The following is a 20,736-nucleotide window of genomic DNA, read 5'->3' as shown; positions in this document are numbered from 1 at the left end:
TAAAAACCGACATAATTTGATAAATTGACGCTCATTTCAGGCATAGCTATAATAGGAATATTGAGAATTGAAAGGGGAAGGAAGCACGGGATGAAAAGAATCTTCGCATTCGTAACCGTCGTGGTTGTGATTTCCGGCCTTATGGCCTGGTCAACCCCCGGATTGCTGAAAAGTGTACATCTCGGACTGGACCTGAAAGGCGGGTTCGAGATTTTGTATGAGGCTTCGCCGATGGAAGGCGGAGAGAAAGTATCCAGACAATCGCTGTTAAAAACCGCTCAGAGCCTGGAAGACCGGGCCAACAAGCTGGGAACCAGCGAACCGGAAGTTACGACGGAAGGAACGAACCGCATTCGTCTTAAACTGGCGGGCGTGACCGATGAGGCCGAAGTCCGTAAGTTGATGAAGGAACCGGCCTCTTTGACTTTCCGTAGTAAGGACGGGACGGAAAAATCGGAAAACGAGTACAACAAGATCGAAATGATCGGGACGGACTTTGTCGAGAACGCGGCCAAGCTGGAAGTTGGCTCGATGAACGAGCCGATCGTGAGTATCAAAGTCAAGGACAAGAAGAAATTTGCGGAGATCACGGAGCGTTTAATTGGTAAGCCGCTCGCTATTTACATGAATGATAAGTTGATTTCCGACCCAATCGTACAAAACGTACTAGCGGACGGCACCGCCACAATCACCGTGGGGGGAGACCGAAAGAAAGCCGAGGAGGTCCGCGATAACATCAACCTGGGCGCTTTGCCCCTGAAGCTGACCGAGAAATATACGCAAAGCGTCGGCGCTACGCTGGGCAAACAGTCGTTGGATAAGACGATTGAAGCCGGATTGATCGCTTCCGCATTCATCCTGCTGTTTATGGTGGGCATGTACCGGGTTCCCGGTCTGGTGGCCTCGTTTACGCTGATTGTCCATACATGGCTATTGATACTCGTATTTGTGTGGGCGGACTTCACGCTGACCTTACCGGGGATTGCAGCCCTGATTCTGGGGGTCGGGATGGCGGTCGACGCCAATATTATTACCAATGAACGGATTCATGAAGAAATGAAGAGCGGCAAGAGCGTGATGTCGGCCGTCAAAGCCGGGGACAAGCATTCCTTCCGGACCGTTATGGACTCGCAAATCACAACGATTATTGTGGCGGCCGTAATGTACTGGTTTGGAACCGGCGCGGTCAAAGGCTTTGCGCTTGTGCTTATCGTAGAGATCGTGCTGAGTATCGCAACGAACATTTACCTCTCCCGCTTCCTGTTGAACCTGCTGCTTAAAGCCGGTAAACTGTTGAAGCCGAAGTACTTCGGTGTAAAGGAGAGTGATATTCGTGAGCTTTAAGAAAACCTTGGACTATGTACATCTTAGCAAGTATTTTTATATATTTTCGATCGTTCTGACCGTTGCCGGAATTATTTGTTTGTCCGTATTTGGGCTGAATTACAGCGTAGATTTCAGAGCCGGCTCCAATGTGGATATCACGTTGACCAAGGGGATCACCGCGGAGCAAGTAAAGCCGATTCTGGACAAGCTGAAAATCTCGGATGAAGCGACAATTAGTCCCGGCGAGGAACGGATGAATATCCGGTTTACCAAGGTGTTGAATGAGGACCAGGAATCCCAATTGAAGCAGGAGATAACGAAGCTTGATGAGAAAGCCTCCTTTGAGGTGAACACGGTCGATCCGGAAATGGCCAAGGAATTGGCTCGCAACGCGATCTATGCCGTCCTGATCTCCTGTCTGGGCATTATCGTTTACGTCAGCATCCGTTTTGAATGGAGATTTGCCTTGGCTGCGATTGTCTCCCTGCTGCATGATGCATTTATGGTCGTTTCGGTGTTCTCGATTTTCCGCTTGGAAGTCGATTTGACCTTTATCGTTGCCGTTTTGACGATTATCGGGTATTCGATTAACGATACGATCGTAATTTTTGACCGGATTCGCGAGAACTTGCGCTTCAGCAAGCTGAAAACCCGTCAGGACCTGGTCGAATTGGTCAACCGAAGCGTCTCGCAAACCATTATGCGTTCGATTTACACCGCATTAACGGTATTTGTGGCTGCCTTCTTCCTTTTCCTGCTCGGTGGAGAATCGATCCGGATGTTTTCGCTGGCGATGGTTATCGGGCTCTTGTTCGGGGCATATTCCTCGATCTTTATCGCAAGCCCGTTGTGGTTCGTTTTGAAGAGCAAGCAGAAAAACAAGCCGGCCAAGGCGTCTTAAGAGGCCGCTTAGCCTTTTGTTTGGTATAACAGAGCCGCGTCGAATCTTGACGCGGCTTTCCCTCTCTTTACGTAAAAATGTCTCAGGAGGATTCATATGTCGCGCGAACAAGCCGTTCCAACCAATTCCGCAGTATGGCTCGGTATCGCTAATCATATTGTTTTAGCCGCATTTAAGGGCACGATCGGCGTGCTCTTCGACAGCAGGGCGCTGCTGGCGGGCGCGCTGCATTCGGCCGCGGACGGGGCCGCCCTGGTTTGTGAGAAACTCAAGCTGCCAAGACAAGCGAAAAAGAACGGGGAATCCCGGCGGTCCGGTGCCGGAAAAGCCGGGGAGCCGCTTCTGGCCATCTTTTTGTCCGTGTTCCTGCTGATGGGAAGCTTTCAAATGGGCATTTCCTCCATCGGCGAGATATCCCAAGGAAAGATAGCTCCCCCCGGGGCCTTGGCCGGCGTGGCTATCGTCATCTCGATTGCGCTGAAGGAAGCGCTGTTCCAATACCAGTACCGCCAGCTTCGGAGGTCTAAAAGCGAACAGGTTCAGGGGTTGGTCGATTCGCACAGACATTCCCTGTACGCCTCGGTTGCCGTATTGATCGGCGTATTCGGCGCGATGACCGGCCAGGAGATGGGAGTGCCCGTGCTGCTTTACCTGGACCCGGCCGCATCGCTGCTCGTGTCCGTCATGGTGCTGTGGCGGGTGTATCGTATGATTCTTGGAACCGTATACGGTTCTTTGATTTCGGACATCCAGGAGGAGGACGCCTCCCTGTTCGTCGAAACGGTTCAGCGGGTGCATGGCGTCATCACGGTGGATGAACTAAAGGCGAAGGAAAACGGTCATTATGTAACGGTTACTGCCAGAATCAGTGTAAATCCGCGGATCACCGTCCTGGAAGCCAATGAGATCGCCACACGGGCAAAGGTATTGCTGATGACCCGGTTCACGCATATCAGCGAGGTAAGCATCCAGGTGTTTCCGTATGATCCCGGTTATCCTTACAAAAGCAACTTCGAAGGTGCCGGCGATGATCTGCCAACCTTGCTTCAGTAGGAAAGGGTCTTAGAAAGAAGGTGTTAGAGGCTTGATTCAACCGAGATATCAATGGAAAATACTCCCCAGCGACCGGGATGCTGCCGCGGAATTGGAGCGGAAACTTAAGCTTCCACCGCTAGTCGCTTCTTTACTGGTGACCCGGGGATTAACCGATGCGGACGAAGCCGCAGCATTTCTCAAAGGGACTATGGGAGATTTACATGATCCGTTTCTGCTGAGCGGAATGCGAGAGGCGGTCCCGCGAATTCGGAAAGCCCTGGAGCATGGGGAGCGCATTTTGATTTATGGCGATTATGACGCGGACGGGGTATCCTCGACGGCGTTGATGATTTGTTTAATGAGACATCTAAAGGCTGACTTCGAGTATTACATCCCCCACCGTTCCAAAGAGGGGTATGGACTGCATCTTCCGCCTTTACAGCAGGCCCGGGAACGCGGGGTCACGCTGGTGATTACGGTGGATACGGGGATCAGTGCTGTCGAACAGATCGCCTTTGCCAAGGAAGCCGGAATGGACGTGATCGTTACCGACCACCATGAGCCGCCTGCCCGGCTGCCGGAAGCCTTCGCATTGATCAACCCCAAGCTGCCTTATTGTCCTTATCCCTTTAAAGGACTGGCCGGGGTAGGGGTGGCGTATAAATTGGCCACGGCCCTTCTCGGGAAAGAAGTGCCCGCATCCTGGACGGAGCTTGCCGCTCTGGGCACCATTGCCGATTTAATGCCGCTTACGGGCGAGAACCGGGCGATCGTCCGCTCCGGTCTGGCGTCCATGGCGGATTCGCCTTTTCCGGGGATGACCGCTCTGTTAAAAACCGCGGGTTGGAAAGCGGGGGAAGTCACGGCTATGAACGTGGCCTTTGGATTGGCGCCGCGAATCAATGCCAGCGGACGGATGAGCCACGCGGACCGGGCGGTGAAACTGCTGGTTACCGAACTGATGGAGGAAGCGGAGGCGGCGGCCCTTGAACTCGACATCCTGAACAAAGAACGGCAGGAACTGGTGGAGCTAATCCTTCAGGAGGCCTTGCTCGGTCTGGAGGCGAAAGCGGCGTCCGGGAAACTGCCGGACGTGATCGTCGTAGCCGGGGAGGGCTGGAATGTCGGCGTCGTGGGTATCGTCGCTTCCAAAATACTGGAGAGGTATTACCGGCCAACCCTGGTGCTCGGCATTCACCCCGAGACGGGAGAATGCAAAGGCTCGGCCCGTTCGATTCCCGGTTTTGATATATACGAGGCCCTGACGGAATGTGCCGATCTTCTGGATCATTTCGGCGGGCACCCTTCGGCTGCCGGAATGTCGCTTTCCCGCGAGCATCTGGCCGACTTTGAGCGGCGCTTGAATGAGTTTGCCGCAGGTGTGCTGAAGCCGGAGCACTTTGTTCCGACAATGGTGAACGATTTGGAGTGCTCTTTGTCGGGTATCACCCTATCGGTCATTGAGCAGATGGAAACTTTGGCTCCTTTCGGAATGGGCAACCCCTGTCCCCGCTTGTTGATCCGCGGTGCGAAGCTGGTGGACTGCAAGCCGATCGGAAAAGACGGCAAGCATTTACGGCTTACGGTCGCCCAGAACAACACAACGATGGAGGCGGTAGCTTTCGGAAAAGGGGAGCTGGCCATCATGCTGGCCGAGGAGGCGGAGCTCGATATCGTCGCGGAGGCGGGAATTAATGAGTGGAACGGCTCGCGGAAACCGCAATTGCTGATTCAAGACATCGCCGTGTCCCATCTGCAGGTGCATGATTTCCGCGGCTTTGGCAAGCCGGCAGTCAAACTGAACGAGTTAACCGAAGAACTCTTGAAATGCCCGGGATTCCGTGCGGAATCCGTTGGGGCGCTGCTCAACCCGGACTCCGAAATTTTGGAGCGTCCGGAATTGAATCCTGCCTCGCTTTGGGTATATGATAGGAGAGTCGGTGCCGTACCGGTGAAATCCGGCGATCCCGAAATGGGAGCCCGGGAAGTGACCACACTCTTTTTGCTGGAGCTGCCGAAAACTCCCGTGGATTGGAACCGCATACTGGGATTATTCGGGGCTTTGGAAAGGGTTTATCTGCTTCATCCGAAAACCCCGCCTCAGGAGCTGCTGGAGCCGCCGACCCGAGATCAATTCAAGCAGGTCTACGCTTTGCTCCGGAGCTATGCGGCAGCCGAAGGGCAGCCTGAAGATAAGCTGATTCCGGCCATGATGGCGCGGACGCGGTTATCCGGACGCATGTTGGCTCTTACGATGGACGTTTTTGAAGAGCTTGGCTTTATCGCGCGGACTTCGGGAATAATAACCGTAATGCCATCCCCGTCCAAACGGCCGTTGGAATCGTCCGTACGCTACAGGGACCTGGGGCTGCTTGCGGAGACGGAACAAATGCTGCTTCGGGCGCAGGTTTCCCAGATTACCGAATGGCTGCAAACCCGGATTCAAGGAGCTTCATAGCTATATATCCATACTTAATCGCGTTACGCATACTTAGGAGGAGATTGTATTGAATTTTAAAGATTACATCCGGGTCATTCCCGATTTTCCGCAGCCGGGAATCAGCTTCAAAGATATTACGACCTTGCTGAATGACGGTGAGAAATACCGGCTTGCTATTGAAGAACTAAAAAGCCTGGTGTCCCACCTGAAGATCGATCTGATCGCCGGCCCGGAAGCCCGCGGCTTTGTCGTCGGCGCGCCGCTCGCTTACGCCCTGGGCGTCGGGTTCGTCCCGATCCGCAAAAGCGGGAAGCTGCCTTACGAAACCATCGAGGTCGGCTACGATCTGGAATACGGCAAGGACAAACTGGCGATGCATACGGATGCGGTTAAACCGGGGCAGAATGTGCTGATTGCCGATGATCTATTGGCAACCGGCGGTACGATCTCGACCTCGGTCGACCTGGTCCGCAAGCTGGGAGGAAACGTAGTCGGAACCGCTTTCCTGATCGAACTGGGCGACTTGAACGGCCGGGCCAAGCTGCCGGGAATCGATGTCTTCTCCCTCGTCCATTACGATTTCTAACCATCGCTTAAGCGATAAGAACAACGTCTATCGACGTACATTTATAATCTAAACAAAAAGAGCTATCTTCCCGAACCGAGAACGGTTCGGAAAGCATAGCTCTTTTGCATAACTCCTAGTGGGCCGCTTCATCCTTGTCATTGGACCATCCCAGCACTTGGAACAGCTTGAAGAACAGGCTGAGCAGGATGCCGACAATCGTAGCGAGAGCCATCCCCTTCAACTCTACGTTGCCCATAACCAGCTTGGTGCCGCTGAGGCCGACAACCAGGACGACGGTAGCGAGCAGCATGTTGGTCGGTTTGGAGAAATCGACTTTCTGTTCCACGAAAATTCGCAGCCCCGATGCGGCGATCACGCCGAACAGCAGCAGGGAGACACCGCCCATGACCGCGGGAGGAATATAAGCGATAATGGCCGAGAACTTGCCCGAGAATGAGAGCAGGATCGCAAAAAACGCTGCACCGCCGACAACAAAGACGGAGTAAACCTTGGTCAGCGCCATAACCCCGATATTTTCTCCATAAGTAGTATTAGGAGTCGAACCGACAAAGCCGGACAGGATCGTCGACAAGCCGTTGCCGAGCAGAGAGCGGTGCAGGCCGGGATCCTTGGACAAATCTTTGCCGACGATATTGCTCGTTACGAGCAAATGGCCGATATGCTCCACGATCACGACCAGCGCGACGGGGATGATGGTGATGATTACAGAGGGATCCCACTGCGGCGTAGTGACGGTAGGGAGCGAAAACCATTTCGCCTTGGCGATCGCCGCGGTGTTTACCTCGCCCATAAAATAGGCGGTCACGTAGCCGACCACGATTCCGATCAGAATATGAATAATTTTCGGAAATCCGCGAAACAGGACCGCGCCGAGAACCGTTACGCCAAGGGTGAGCAGGGACAGCAGAATTGTCGGAGGGTCGGGTGTCCAAGGCTCTGTCGGATTGGTGGAAATCCATCCGGCCATACCGGCGGCAACCGGGATCAATTCAAGCCCGATCAGGGCAACGATAGCGCCCATGGCGGCCGGAGGGAACACGACGTCAATCCAGCCGGTCCCCGCGTATTTGGCGATAAGACCAACGGCGATGAAGATCAGACCGGTGATAATAAAAGCGCCCAAAGCCAGCGCATAGCCGTTGCCCGCATCCGCATGGGAAATCAGCACGCTCTGAACGGGGGAGATAAACGCAAAGCTCGAACCCAGGTAAGCGGGGATTTTCCCCTTACAGATTAAAATGTAAAGCAGCGTACCGATCCCGTTCATCAGCAGGATCATGCCCGGATCGACGCCGAACAAATTCGGCACCAGCACGGTGCTGCCGAACATCGCAAACAGATGCTGCAGGCTCAGCAGGACGCCGGGGGCGAAGGAAACTTTTTCATTCACTTGAATTTCACGTTGCAAACGGGGTCACTCCTCTATTTTTCCGCTTATTGAAGACCATCCTTAATAGATTATAGAGATTGATGACATTTTTCAACAGAAAATTTCATGCCCTTTCGGGATTTCTTAACAGATTCTCCTAAAGCAAATCGTTGCATACTTTAAATTCGGGGCAGGCTTGCTGGATTTGGATACCACGGCTTCAAGTGTTGACGGAAGAGAACGCAAGAGTCATAATTATAGGAAATCAAAATTGGGGGAAAAATGTCCTCTTACATGCAGTTATCCCGTTTATTTTCATATAGAAAGGACTCGAGCAGGATTCAATGGGCATAGAGCGATTACTTGAAAAGGCGTCCGCCTATATTAAAGAACCCGATTTGGAGCGCGTCCGGGAAGCCTATGATTTCGCGGAGCAGGCCCATCACGGACAAGTGCGGAAATCCGGCGAACCTTATATTCTGCATCCCTTGGCGGTTGCGGAAATTGTCGTAAGCATGCAGATGGACATTTTGTCCATCATTGCGGCGCTTCTTCATGATGTCGTGGAGGACACTACGGTTTCCCTCAAAGAAATCGAAGAGAACTTCGGCAAGGATTGCGCCCTGCTCGTGGACGGATTGACGAAGCTGGAACGCATCAAGTTCCGGTCCAAGGAAGAGCAGCAAAATGAAAATTACCGGAAAATGTTCATCGCGATGGCGCAGGACATCCGGGTGATCGTCATCAAGCTGGCCGACCGCCTCCACAATATGCGCACGCTGAAATACCAATCCGAGGAAAGTCAGCGCCGCATCGCCTATGAGACGCTGGAGATCTTTTGTCCGATTGCGAACCGGCTCGGGATTTCGGCGATCAAATGGGAAATGGAAGATATCGCGCTGAGATATTTGAATCCGCAGCAATACTACCGGATCGCGAATTTAATGCGGAAGAAAAGAGCGGAACGCGAGGAATACATCGAAAGCGTGATTTCGCGGATTGCCGAAAAGCTGGACGAGATGGGCGTGGAAGCCGATCTATCCGGCCGTCCCAAGCATATTTACAGCGTCTACAAGAAGATGACCACGAAGAACAAGCAGTTCAATGAAATCTACGATCTGCTGGCGATTCGGATCATCGTGGACAATATTAAAGATTGTTATGCGACCCTGGGGATCATTCACACCTTGTGGAAGCCGATGCCGGGGCGCTTTAAGGATTATATCGCCATGCCGAAGGCCAATATGTACCAGTCGCTCCATACGACGGTCGTAGGGCCGAACGGCGAGCCGACGGAAGTGCAGATCCGCACCTGGGAGATGCACCGGACGGCGGAATACGGTATCGCGGCGCACTGGGCGTACAAGGAAGGACCCGAAACCGGGGGTCCGGAGAGGAAAATGACCTTCTTCAACGAAATTCTGGAGCTTCAACACGAGGCCAAGGATGCGTCCGAATTCGTAGAATCGTTGAAGATGGATTTTTTCACGGATCTGGTCTTCGTGTTTACGCCATCCGGCGAAGTCATCGAGCTGCCTTCGGGTTCCGTCCCTTTGGATTTCGCGTACCGGATTCATACGGAGGTCGGCAACCGGACGATCGGCGCGAAGGTCAACGGCCGTATCGTGCCGCTGGACCATCGGCTGAAAACCGGAGATATCGTCGAAATTTTAACCTCGAAGCATTCATACGGGCCGAGTCAAGATTGGCTCAAGATCGCCCAGTCCTCCCACGCGCGCAGCAAGATTAAGCAGTGGTTCAAGAAAGAGAAGCGCGAGGAGAACGTCGAGAAAGGCCGCGAAGCGATCGAGCGCGAGCTGAAGCGCGCGGGCATCGAGCCTTCCGCCTGGATGTCGGACGACAAGCTGATGGAGGCCTGCAAGAAGTTTGCTTTTAACGATGTGGATGACATGTTGTCCGCCGTCGGATTCGGCGGAATTACGGCCGCACAGATCTGCACGAAGCTTACGGAGAAGCTGCGCAAGGAGCAGGAGGAGAGTCATTCGATCGAACTGACTTCCGAAGTGAAGGAAGTGAAAGCGGCCGAGGAACGGAAGCCTCGCCCAACCAACGGGGTGGTCGTCAAGGGGATCGACAACCTGCTTGTGCGGTTTGCCAGATGCTGCAATCCGGTGCCGGGCGACGATATCGTCGGCTATATTACCCGGGGGCGCGGCGTTTCCGTGCATCGCAGCGATTGTCCGAATATCCCGAACGGAAGCGATGGGGAAGAAGCGGCCCGCGTGATTGAGGTGGAATGGGAGCGTGCCATCGAGGCCAACTACAGTGTCGATATCGAGATTACGGGGCACGACCGCCGGAATTTCCTCAATGAGGTGCTGCAGGCGGTTTCCGAAAGCAAGACGAATATCTCCGCGGTCTCGGGACGCTCGGACAAAAACAAAATGGCCTTGGTGCATATGACGATTCTGATCCGGAATACCGATCATTTGCAATCTGTCGTGGAAAAAATCAAGCGGGTGAAGGATGTATACACCGTGCATCGGATCATGCAGTAAAAGGAAACCGGCCTTTACCCGCTTTTGAGGGAGCCAGAAAGAAATGAAAATTGTCGTTCAACGCTGCAAGCGTGCCAAGGTTACGGTTGCCGGAGAAACCGTAGGTTCGATCGGGCCCGGTCTGATGCTGCTCGTCGGGGTGACCCACGAGGATACGGAGAAGGATGCCGCTTACCTGGCGGAGAAAGTCGCCGGCCTGCGCATCTTTGAAGATGCCGAAGGGAAGATGAATCTTAGCGTGACGGACGCGGGCGGCGCCATTTTGTCAGTGTCCCAGTTCACACTTTACGGGGATTGCCGGAAAGGCAAACGGCCGAGCTTTATAGCGGCGGCTCGTCCGGAAACGGCGGCCCCTCTTTATGACCGGTTCAATGAGTTATTGCGTCAAAAAGGGCTTGTCGTCGAAACCGGACGGTTCGGGGCGGATATGGATGTAGAGTTGACCAACTGGGGGCCGGTTACCCTGATCCTTGAGCACCCCGCGCCCGCGGATGGAAACGGGAGCCAGGGATAGGCCGGATGCTTATTGGACAACCTTAGGGTGATAGTGAAAAATCGTCCCTTTTAAAGGAGTCCGATCCAACCGATGCGCCAATCCATGAAATCCAGGGTCTGGCAGAGCCTACCGCTGATGCCTGCGGGACACCGCGGCGAGGCCTGGACGACGATGCGCCTGGCCGAAGAGGAACAACTTTATCATGTCCGTCAGATCAAGCCTTCCGGCGAGTATATTCCCAGGCCCGGAAGCTGACGAGGAAGGCACCGGAGAAAAGTTCCGGTGCCTTTTTTGTGTTAGATCCGCCCTGTTATAATCTCCTTACGTTCGGGTAATAACAAAGCAAAAGATATTTCGGGAGGGAATGGAGAAATGAGCAAGGTTGCATTTTTACTGGCAAACCAGTTTGAAGATTCGGAAATGCAGGTGCCCTACGATGAAGTGAAGAAGGCCGGACATCAAGCCGATATCATCGGACTAAAGGCCGGTGAAACGCTGAAAGGCAAGCAGGGAAAGGCGGAATACACGGCGGAGAAGGCTATTTCCGAAGTCAACGCCGAGGACTATGATGCCGTGGTGATACCGGGCGGTTCCTCCCCGGAAAACCTGCGGCTCGACGCCGATATTCAGAAATTTGTGACACGGGCCAACGCTTCGGGAAAACCGATCGCGGCGATTTGCCACGGTCCGCAGATTCTGATCAGCGCCGGATTGCTCAAAGGAAGAACCGTCACCTGCTATCCGCCGCTTCAAGATGATGTGGTCAATGCCGGGGCGGAATTTCGCGACGAAGAAGTCATTGTGGACGGCAATTTTGTTACATCGCGCACTCCGAAGGACGAGCCGGCCTTCGTGCGGGAGCTGTTAAAGAAGCTGTAACCGGTCATTCTCCGAGCGGTTGATATACATGGATGGTCGGGACGGCAAATCCAATGCGTTCTAAAGGAGAGATCGACATGTCCAAGCATATTCAGGCTTATTTCAAGAGTGAAGATCAGGCGGAGGGAGCAAGAACCAGCTTGCTTCCGTATGAAACGGAACAACTGGAGGTCGGAGCGCTGGATCGGTCGATCGGCCGAAACAGCAATATTCTCGTTCCGCTGCTGCCCCTTAACGGATCCGGGGTCGATACCGGCGGAACTTACGGATCGGTCGGCGTGCCGGGCACCGTGTCCGCACAAGGGGTCGTCCCCGTTGTGGCCATGGCGGGCCGTACCGACGATAACGAGCCGGTATCCGGGGAACGGGAGCGTGCGCAAGGAGATGTTCCCGGGTCTGGCCCAGTCGTGGACGTAACCCGTACGGACGAGGGAGATTACGATGACCTGAAATATGTGTTGACCGCCAAGGTCCGGGATAACGACTATGACGACATCGTGAGAAAGCTGCGGATGCAAGGCGCCTATGTGGAGCATTTGGATTAGGCAGGCAACACTATGATGCTTTGTAATGAAACTGTAATATTCGGTTCATGTTCCTTTAACATAGCCTGTTTATAATAACAGCATGACCCCCTTTTAATATATTTACCTTTTGGACCTGTGCCCCGTTGGTACAGGTTTTTTCTTTGGGTTGGGCTTGACTTTGTTTCTGCATTTCCTTAAAATCAGGAAATATACAGTTTCAAACCGATTTGATGACGGGACAAAGTAATTCAACCCCACACCCGCAGAGAGGAATCCCTGCCTGGAAGGCCCGCGATTGTTTGGAGGCGGTCCTGCAGGCTAGGCTGGAAGGATTCCGGTGATGATTGAACGAAAGACTTCCCCGAGAACCGGCGGCGAAGTGCATCAAGGTGCAGAGTAGACGTGCGGCGCAGGCGGGCGTTAACCGCTTATGAGCGGATCTTTTGGCGGCGAATTTTGCCCCGGGATTCGGAATGTGGGTGGCACCACGGGTGAATGGATAACCAATCTCTCGTCCCTGTTTGTTATAAACAGAGGCGGGAGTTTTTTATTTCCAAAAACTTCGAAATGAAGCAGATCAAGAGAGATGGAGGATGGGATTATGGCGTTTCAGAAACCGACGGGCACGCAGGATTTGCTGCCGGGCACGGTGGAAAAGTGGCAATGGATCGAAGACAAAGCCCGCGATCTTTGCCGCCGTTTCAATTACCGGGAAATCCGGACGCCGATGTTTGAGCAAACCTCGCTATTTGAACGGGGAGTCGGCGAAACGACGGATATCGTGGAGAAGGAAATGTACACGTTTCAGGATAAAGGGGAACGCTGGATGACCCTGCGTCCGGAAGGCACAGCCGGTGTAGTCCGCTCTTATGTGGAAAATAAATTGTACGGCGATCCGGACGTGACCAAATTGTATTACATCGGACCGATGTTCCGTTACGAGCGTCCTCAGGCGGGACGCCAGCGCCAATTTCACCAGTTCGGCGTCGAAGCTTTCGGGGCGACGGACCCGGCGATCGATGCGGAGGTCGTCGCTCTTGGTTTTCAATATTGCCGGGAGCTGGGATTGAAAGAGGTGAAGGTGGAAATCAACTCGGTAGGAAATCCGGCCAGCCGGGCCGCTTATCGCGAGAAGCTGCTGGCGTTTCTGACCCCGATGAGGGACACGCTCTGCAAGGACTGCCAATCGCGAATGGAGCGAAATCCTCTGCGGGTGCTGGATTGCAAAGTGGACCAGGATAAGTTCGGCGGGGCCCCGTCGATTCTGGACAGTCTGGATGAGGAATGCACCGCTCACTTCGCCAAGGTCCAGGAACTTCTGACCGCGATGGAAGTGGACTATGTCATCAATCACCGGCTCGTCCGCGGTCTGGACTATTATACGCACACCGCGTTCGAATATAAAGCTCAAGGGATCGGGGCCATCGATACGATCGGCGGCGGGGGCCGGTACAATGGCCTTGTTGCCGACATCGGCGGGCCGGACCAGCCGGGAATCGGCATGGCGCTTGGACTTGAGCGGATCGCGCTGATTCTCGAGAAACAAGGGATCGGCCTTGACGCGGTCAAGCCGCTGGACGTTTATCTGGTGGCGCTTGGCGAAGCGGCGGACAAGGAGATTACGACCCAGTTGTTTAAGCTGCGGCAGGCCGGATTCTCCGGAGAGCGGGATTATTTGGGGCGTAAAATGAAAGCCCAGATGAAATCCGCCGATCGGATGCAGGCCCGGTATACGGCCATCCTGGGCGACGACGAGCTGGAGCGCGGCGAAATTGCGCTGAAATCGATGGAAACGGGCGAACAGAGCACCGTCAAGCTTGCGGAGTGGATCGACTTGTTGCGGAAGTAAGAGAAGAACACCGTTTTTTCAAAATTAACCATATTAATTAAAAGTGAAGGAGCCATACCTGTATGAAACGTACGCATCAATGCGGAACACTGACGACCGCAAATATCGGAGAAACCGTTACCCTGAACGGCTGGGTCCAAACCCGCCGCGACCTTGGAGGTGTCTTGTTTATCGACCTGCGTGATCGCAGCGGGATTGTTCAGATCGTCTTTAATCCGGCTTACTCCGGAGAAGCGCTGCAAATTGCGGAAAAAGTGCGCACCGAATATGTGCTTGCCGTTCGCGGCGAAATCGTAAAACGGGATGCGGAAACGGTGAACCCGAATCTGCCAACCGGCGAAATTGAAGTTCGCGTGACGGAGATCGAGGTGCTGAACGCGGCTAAAACGCCTCCGTTCTTCATCGAAGACGGCATTGAAGTCGATGAATCCTTGCGCTTGAAATATCGTTATCTGGACCTGCGCCGCCCGGAAATGCAGAAAACGCTGTGGCTGCGTTCCAAAGCGGCTAAAGTATTCCGCGATTTCCTCGACGGAGAGGGCTTTATCGAGGTGGAAACGCCGATTCTAACGAAAAGCTCGCCGGAAGGCGCCCGTGATTATCTGGTGCCGAGCCGTGTGCATCCCGGCGAATTCTTCGCTCTGCCGCAATCGCCGCAATTGTATAAGCAATTGCTCATGGTCAGCGGGGTCGAACGCTACTACCAGATCGCCCGCTGCTTCCGGGACGAGGATTTGCGGGCCGACCGCCAGCCGGAATTTACGCAAGTCGACATCGAGACCTCGTTCCTTAGTCAGGACGAGCTTTTGGACATGATAGAGAAGCTGGTGGCCCGTTTGTTTAAAGAGACCAAGGGTCTGGACATCGAAACGCCGTTCCAGCGGCTCAGCTATGCCGATGCAATCGGCAAGTACGGTTCCGATAAACCGGATCTGCGTTTCGGTCTGGAACTGGTTAACGTAAGTGATCTTGTCGCGACCAGTGGTGTTAAAGTATTCGCTTCCGTCATTGAAAAAGGCGGGGAAGTCAAAGTGCTGAACGCCAAGGGCTGCGGAACATGGAGCCGAAAGGACATCGATGACCTCGGCCCGTTTGCCGCCCGCTACGGCGCGAAAGGCCTGGCCTGGATTCAGGTGAAGGAAGGGGAATTCCGCGGACCGATCGTCAAGTTCTTTACCGAGCAGGAAATCGAAGCGTTGAAGGAACGCACGGGTGCGGAAGAAGGCGATTTGCTTCTCTTCTCGGCGGACAACAAGAAGGTCGTTGCCGACGTTTTGGGCGCGTTGCGTCTGAAGATCGGCCGGCAGCTCGGCCTGATCGACGAGAGCGTGTACAAATTCGCCTGGGTCGTCGACTTTCCGTTGCTCGGATGGGATGAAGAGCAAAAACGCTATGTGGCGGAGCACCATCCGTTCACCCGTCCGCGCGAAGAAGATCTTGCCCTCTTCGAGACCGATCCGGGTAAAATCTTGGCTCAAGCTTATGACCTTGTCTTGAACGGCTACGAAGTCGGCGGCGGCTCCATGCGGATTTACAAACGTGAGGTACAGGAGAAGATGTTCGAAGCCATCAAATTGTCTCCGGAAGAAGTCAAGGATAAATTCGGCTACCTGCTGGATGCCTTTGAGTATGGAACGCCTCCGCACGGCGGGTTCGCCTTCGGCTTCGACCGTCTGGTCATGTTGCTGGCCGGCCGTTCGAACCTGCGCGAAACGATCGCCTTCCCGAAAACGCAAAGCGCCGCCGATCCTTTGATGAACGCTCCGGCCGAAGTCGATGTGGCTCAGTTGGAAGAACTGCATATCAAGCTGGCTAAGAAACCGGCTGAAGATAAAAAGTAAGTTCGGAATCGAACCAGAAACCTGATGGGAGGTTAGCCTACACATGCTTCATCAATTTTCACGAACCGAGCTGGCCATTGGTGCCGAGGGTCTGGACATTCTGAAAAAAAGCACGGTAGCCGTGCTTGGTGTCGGCGGCGTCGGGGCTATGGCGGTCGAAGGGCTGGCCCGGACCGGCATCGGGCGGATCATCATGATCGACAAGGACGTTGTCGACATCACGAACATAAACCGCCAGATTCATGCTTTGACGACCACCATCGGCCAGAAAAAGGCGGATCTGATGTGCGAACGGGTAAAACTGATCAATCCGGAATGCGAGACGATCGCATTGAACATGTTTTACACCGAAGAAACGTATGAGGAATTGTTCAAATACGATATCGATTATGTATTGGACGCTTCCGATACGATCATGTACAAAATTCACCTGATCAAGGAATGCCGCAAACGCGGAATACCGATGCTCTCCAGCATGGGGGCGGCCAACAAAATGGATCCGACAAAGTTCCAGGTGGCCGATATTTCCAAAACCCATATGGACCCGATGGCGCGGGTGATCCGCACCAAACTGCGCGAAGACGGCATCAAGAAGGGCGTCAAAGTCGTTTTCTCCACGGAACAGCCGGTCAAGCCCCGCGTGGACGTCACCGAGAAAATCGCTCCGGCCGACGCGAAGATTCGGAAAGCGAAGCAGCCGCCGGCGAGCAATTCGTTTGTGCCGCCGGTCGTCGGCTTGATCATGGTCAGCGTGGCCGTACGCGAGCTGCTGGAAGCCGGGGGAGTGCGGGCATGAACCCGCAGCCGGAGCTGATCAAGAAGCTGCGATTGCCCGCGGATCACGAACGCGTTCTCGTGCTGGGCGCGCCGGAGGGGTATGTGGAGCAGTTGGGCTTAAGCTCGGCGCATACCGTTTTGGACGAGGGACTGGCCGGAAGTTACGAGTTCGTGCAGATGTTTTTCCGTTCGATCCGGGACGTGGAGGAAAGGGAGCCCGCGGCGCTGCGCGCCATCAGGCCGGACGGACTGCTGTGGCTGTGCTATCCGAAAGGAGGCGCCAAGGCGGGCACCGATCTGACCCGGGACAAAGGCTGGGAAACGGTAAAAGCCGCCGGGTATGACGGCATCGCGCTGGTATCGCTGGATGACGTGTGGTCGGCGATGCGGTTTCGGCCGGCGGACCTGGTGAAGCTCACGCCGAGGTCCACCCGCCGCACGGCCGGGACGGGAGAGGCCAAGGCGAAGCGCGAACCGGCGACCCTCGCCGAAGCGCCGGAGGAGCTGACGTTGGCGCTCGGGAAGGAGCCGCAGGCCGCGAAGTTTTTTGACGAGCTGGCCCCGTCTCACCGGAAAGCGTACCTCGAGTGGATCACGGATGCCAAGCGTGCGGAAACGCGGGAAAAGCGGATTGCTCAAACCATAGAGAAGCTGAAGCTGGGCTTGAAACGTCCGTCGGACAAAATCTGACGCTATAAAATGCATAGGCTGCTGCAACGAAGCGCAGGTTTGATGGGAACATCAAACCTGCGTTTTTTATTGGGTGCGGCTTCGCAGAAGTTGTGCAAGAATGTTTCTCTGAGGCAGGGGGGCCGGTTGCGACAGACTGCGGGTGTGGTATGAGCAAGCTTGGTGGTGGTGCCTGTTCTAATAATTAACGGGAATTCCTACCGTTAATTTCGAGCGTTTCCCCTTGTGGAGCAGGATTAACGGGAATTTATCCCGCTATTTCCGCACAAAGTGGTCGATGGAGCCGCAGGGGCGCGGATTAGCTGGAGCTTTTCCAGTTATTTATGCCCGCGGGGCTGGAGTGTCCAAAATAGCGGGATGTTTTCCCGCTATTTAGAATGCGCCGCTCGCCGGGCCCCGCCGGAACCTGTGACATTTAAGCAAGTAAATTCGCTTTAATCCGTTCTTAAGTGGTATAATAAAACTCCTTTTGACTTCGGAGCAGGGCAGCCAGAGCTACACCGGATCGGCCGGAGCACAGACGGAATACTAAACCTTAGGAGGTAACTGAAATGGAAGATTTTCAAAGTGCCTATCAAGAAGAAAAAGAGCGGCTGAATCGGACGCTGGGCGAGGTGGAAGCGAAGCTTCAAGAGCTGCGCAGCATCCCCGTGTATACGGGCCATGATTTTACGGAGCAAATTCTGGAATCGGGCAGGGAAGCCCAGCGGCAGCAGTTGGAGAAATCTATCCGCGAGCCTTACTTTGGCCGGCTGGATTTTGAGGAACGGGGCAAGGGGGCGTCGCCGCTGTATATCGGCAAAGTGGGCGTGGCCGACGCCGACGGGAGAAATCCGCTGATCATCGATTGGCGCGCCCCGGTGGCCAGCTTGTTCTACTCCTTTACCGGCGGGGACTCGGCCGCCTATGAGTCGCCCGAGGGACTGATCGAAGGGCTCGTGTACTTGAAGCGGAATATCGTCATCCGCAAGGGCATTCTGGAACGGGTCGTGGACACGTTCAATAAGGAGAGCGAAGGCCCGGCCGTATCCGACGAGTTCCTGGTGTACCGCCTCGGCGAAAACAAAGACAACCGGTTGCGTGACATTGTCTCCACGATTCAAGCGGAGCAGGATCTGATCATCCGGGCGGCGAAAAACACCGCACTCATTATCCAGGGCGTGGCCGGAAGCGGAAAAACGACCGTGGCGCTGCACCGGCTCGCTTTTTTGCTGTATCAGTACAAGGAGCAAATCAAGGCGGAGCGGATGGTTATTTTTGCCCCGAACCATATGTTTATCGACTATATTTCCGAGGTGCTGCCCGAGCTGGGGGTCGGAGACATTCAGCAGAGTACCTTCGGCGACTGGGCGGCCCGGGTCCTGGGACTTATGGAGGCGCCGACCGACGGCGCGGCTACGCTGACGCGCTGGTTCGATAGCGATGAGTTTGGCGGTGGCGGCAAGCGGCCGGACGATGAAGCATTGCCCGGGAGGTACAAGGGCTCGCTTGCCTTTCAAGCGATCCTCGACCGCTATCTGGAGCGTATTGAGACCGGCTGTGTACCCGATGCGGATTTTGAGCCGTGGGACGGGAGCCGGCTTGCCCGGGAAACGATTCTGCAATGGTTTGAGGGCGAATATAAGCACTATCCGGTTGCCCGCCGCAAAGAACGGGTGTTGGCCCGGATTCACCGCTGGGTCGAGATGGAGCTGAAGAAATCACCTTCCCAAACCGCGCTCAAAGAACGCAAGAAAAAAGCGCAGCAGCGGGAAAAGGCCTATGCCAAAAAGTGGCCGGAGCTGGAGGCGGTGGCTTTGTACAAAAACTTATTTTTGACGTTCGGGGGAAAAAAAGGGAACAGCTCGGACGGGGATATCCTCTCAGGTATACCGGCCGCGATCTATAAGGAAACCAGGGATTATTTGAAAAAGGGACAGGTCAAGGACGAGGATCTGGCGGCCTTGCTTTACTTGCATTCCCGAATCCAGGAAATCGAGGGGAGCCTGACTTTCGATCACGTCGTCATCGACGAAGCCCAGGATTTCAGTCCTTTTCAAGTGGCGGTGCTGGACCGGTTCGTCAAAGGGCACTCCTTCACGATTCTCGGCGATCTGTCGCAGGGGATCCATTACTACAAAGGGGTCCGGACCTGGGAGGAGATGCAAGCCTTGTTCGCGCCCCAGGAAACCGCTTATTTTGCGCTGACGCGCAGCTACCGGTCGACGATGGAAATCATCGAATTCGCCAACGATATTTTGAAAAAAGGGGTGGGCACCGACCTGTTGGCGGTTCCGGTATTCCGCAGCGGGGAGCCGGTTAAATTGAAGCCGGCGGTTGGGGACGGACGTCTGGCGGCCATTTCGGAAGCCTTGGACCTTACGCTATCCGGCACGCACCGCACGGTGGCGCTGCTGACCCGGACGATGGCGGAGGCAGAGGAGCTGCATCGCGAGTTGGCGGAACAAGGCAAGGATGTTCATTTAATCGACGGCGACCAGCGGCAATACGCGGGCGGGATTTCCGTGCAGCCGGTCTACCTGTCCAAAGGCCTTGAGTTTGACGCCGTGCTCGTGACGGATGTGGACCGGGCCCACTATGGCCCGCAGGATGCCCGGCTGCTGTACGTCGGTTGCACGCGGGCTCTGCATGAGCTGTGGCTGATGCTTGGCGAACAACTGCCGGAGTATGTGCCGGACAAAGTGCCATCCGATGTGTAAAGCTGCCCGGCTAAACCAGCCGGACCGCATTCAACGGCCGTCGGTAAAATCCTCCAGGCTGCGGTCGGCCTTGCTTTGATTGCATTCGCTGCAGGCGCAGACGCAATTTAGCGGCGTCGTATGTCCGCCCTTGGCTTTCGGCAAAAGGTGGTCAATCGTATCCCCGTAGGCGCCGCAGAAAAAACAGGTATAGCGGTCCCGGGTTAAAATGTAGCGGCGGAAGGCCTTGTTGCTGTACAAACGGCGGATCGTGTGGCGATTGACGACGACGGCGGCATGCTCTTTCACGAGGGTGACCGCGAGTTCCAGGTCGACCTCCTGATGCCAGCGGCTGCCTTTGTCGGTCCGGCCGCGCATCCGGATTTTCCCCTCCCGGTTAGGGCGCAGCACCGAGGCATCGGGAGCCGAGGCCGGCGCCGAAGCGGGAGGAGCGGGGAGAGCCCGCTTCATCAAGGGGCGGGCGATTGTCCCTTCGACCGGCTTATCCGCAGCCGCAGCCGTGGACGCTTTGAGCTCGATCGGCCGGGAGGCAGGCTGCCCCAGCCGTTTCAATTCGGCGCGGCAGCCCCGGCAGGTGCCCCGGCGGGCGCCCTTGCCGGAACGCTTGGCAGTGCGCCGCAAAAAATGAGAGACCGGCTTTATTTCGCCGCAGCGGGCGCAGCGTTTGAAGTTCTTTTGCAGTTCCCCGCTTTTCGTATCGGGGGCTTCGGCAAGTTTGTCCGGGTTGTTCGGTCCGGTCCGCATCATCGGTTCACCTCGTTCTTGAGAGCATCGTGGAATTTCGTTATATGTATATTAT

The 20,736-nt window shown here is 55.0% G+C and carries 17 protein-coding genes; 15 read left to right on the top strand and 2 right to left on the bottom strand.

Annotated features, from left to right (window positions below):
• The first annotated feature begins 90 nt into the window (after window positions 1–90).
• The 5 genes from secD (at window position 91) to V4U88_RS23465 (ending at window position 6,288) form a co-directional block, all read left to right on the top strand.
• Window positions 91–1,344, top strand: a complete 1,254-nt coding sequence (gene secD, locus V4U88_RS23485) for a protein translocase subunit SecD (protein WP_334075659.1) — start codon at window positions 91–93, stop codon at window positions 1,342–1,344.
• Window positions 1,334–2,227 carry a protein translocase subunit SecF gene (gene secF, locus V4U88_RS23480; protein WP_334075658.1) on the top strand — a complete coding sequence of 298 codons (894 nt, stop codon included), beginning with the start codon at window positions 1,334–1,336 and terminating at the stop codon, window positions 2,225–2,227. Before secD ends, secF begins: the two co-directional genes overlap by 11 nt.
• Window positions 2,228–2,323: 96 nt before the next feature.
• Window positions 2,324–3,280, top strand: a complete 957-nt coding sequence (locus V4U88_RS23475; RefSeq protein WP_334075657.1) for a cation diffusion facilitator family transporter — start codon at window positions 2,324–2,326, stop codon at window positions 3,278–3,280.
• A 31-nt stretch (window positions 3,281–3,311) separates the two neighbouring features.
• Entirely contained in the window at window positions 3,312–5,720 is a 2,409-nt protein-coding gene (gene recJ / locus V4U88_RS23470) for a single-stranded-DNA-specific exonuclease RecJ (RefSeq protein ID WP_334075656.1), read from the top strand.
• A gap of 49 nt (window positions 5,721–5,769) precedes the next feature.
• Entirely contained in the window at window positions 5,770–6,288 is a 519-nt protein-coding gene (locus V4U88_RS23465; RefSeq protein ID WP_334075655.1) for an adenine phosphoribosyltransferase, read from the top strand.
• A 115-nt stretch (window positions 6,289–6,403) separates the two neighbouring features.
• Here V4U88_RS23465 and uraA read toward each other — a convergent pair whose 3' ends face one another.
• Entirely contained in the window at window positions 6,404–7,699 is a 1,296-nt protein-coding gene (gene uraA, locus V4U88_RS23460) for a uracil permease (RefSeq protein ID WP_334075654.1), read from the bottom strand.
• Window positions 7,700–8,004: 305 nt separating this feature from the next.
• Here uraA and V4U88_RS23455 point away from each other — a divergent pair, with 305 nt between their 5' ends.
• The 10 genes from V4U88_RS23455 (at window position 8,005) to V4U88_RS23410 (ending at window position 19,937) form a co-directional block, all read left to right on the top strand.
• Entirely contained in the window at window positions 8,005–10,179 is a 2,175-nt protein-coding gene (locus tag V4U88_RS23455) for a RelA/SpoT family protein (protein WP_334075653.1), read from the top strand.
• A gap of 43 nt (window positions 10,180–10,222) precedes the next feature.
• On the top strand, window positions 10,223–10,693 hold the full coding sequence (gene dtd / locus V4U88_RS23450; protein ID WP_334075652.1) for a D-aminoacyl-tRNA deacylase: 471 nt from the start codon (window positions 10,223–10,225) through the stop codon (window positions 10,691–10,693).
• A gap of 72 nt (window positions 10,694–10,765) precedes the next feature.
• Complete coding sequence (locus V4U88_RS23445; RefSeq protein WP_334075651.1) at window positions 10,766–10,930, top strand: hypothetical protein; 165 nt, start codon at window positions 10,766–10,768, stop codon at window positions 10,928–10,930.
• Window positions 10,931–11,047: 117 nt separating this feature from the next.
• Window positions 11,048–11,554, top strand: a complete 507-nt coding sequence (locus tag V4U88_RS23440; protein WP_334075650.1) for a type 1 glutamine amidotransferase domain-containing protein — start codon at window positions 11,048–11,050, stop codon at window positions 11,552–11,554.
• Between the two features lie 77 nt (window positions 11,555–11,631).
• Window positions 11,632–12,099 carry a hypothetical protein gene (locus V4U88_RS23435; RefSeq protein WP_334075649.1) on the top strand — a complete coding sequence of 156 codons (468 nt, stop codon included), beginning with the start codon at window positions 11,632–11,634 and terminating at the stop codon, window positions 12,097–12,099.
• Between the two features lie 583 nt (window positions 12,100–12,682).
• Window positions 12,683–13,930, top strand: a complete 1,248-nt coding sequence (gene hisS, locus V4U88_RS23430) for a histidine--tRNA ligase (RefSeq protein WP_334075648.1) — start codon at window positions 12,683–12,685, stop codon at window positions 13,928–13,930.
• 62 nt (window positions 13,931–13,992) lie between these two features.
• Entirely contained in the window at window positions 13,993–15,771 is a 1,779-nt protein-coding gene (gene aspS / locus V4U88_RS23425) for an aspartate--tRNA ligase (protein WP_334075647.1), read from the top strand.
• Between the two features lie 43 nt (window positions 15,772–15,814).
• Window positions 15,815–16,567 carry a tRNA threonylcarbamoyladenosine dehydratase gene (locus tag V4U88_RS23420; protein WP_334075646.1) on the top strand — a complete coding sequence of 251 codons (753 nt, stop codon included), beginning with the start codon at window positions 15,815–15,817 and terminating at the stop codon, window positions 16,565–16,567.
• On the top strand, window positions 16,564–17,238 hold the full coding sequence (locus V4U88_RS23415; protein ID WP_334075645.1) for a YdeI/OmpD-associated family protein: 675 nt from the start codon (window positions 16,564–16,566) through the stop codon (window positions 17,236–17,238). The genes V4U88_RS23420 and V4U88_RS23415 overlap by 4 nt, the downstream gene beginning before the upstream one ends.
• A 551-nt stretch (window positions 17,239–17,789) precedes the next feature.
• Window positions 17,790–19,937: a HelD family protein gene (locus V4U88_RS23410; RefSeq protein ID WP_334075644.1), complete on the top strand. Its 2,148-nt coding sequence runs from the start codon at window positions 17,790–17,792 to the stop codon at window positions 19,935–19,937.
• Between the two features lie 30 nt (window positions 19,938–19,967).
• Here V4U88_RS23410 and V4U88_RS23405 read toward each other — a convergent pair whose 3' ends face one another.
• The gene (locus V4U88_RS23405) at window positions 19,968–20,684 is read right to left on the bottom strand and encodes an HNH endonuclease (protein ID WP_334075643.1); all 717 of its coding nucleotides are present in this window, start codon (window positions 20,682–20,684) and stop codon (window positions 19,968–19,970) included.
• Between the last annotated feature and the right edge of the window lie 52 nt (window positions 20,685–20,736).

It is taken from the genome of Paenibacillus sp. A14, assembly GCF_036864815.1.
Taxonomy (GTDB): Bacteria; Bacillota; Bacilli; order Paenibacillales; family Paenibacillaceae; genus Fontibacillus; species Fontibacillus sanfengchensis.
The sequence above is the reverse complement of the archived record's forward strand: the minus strand, read 5'-3'. Positions and strand labels throughout refer to the sequence as shown.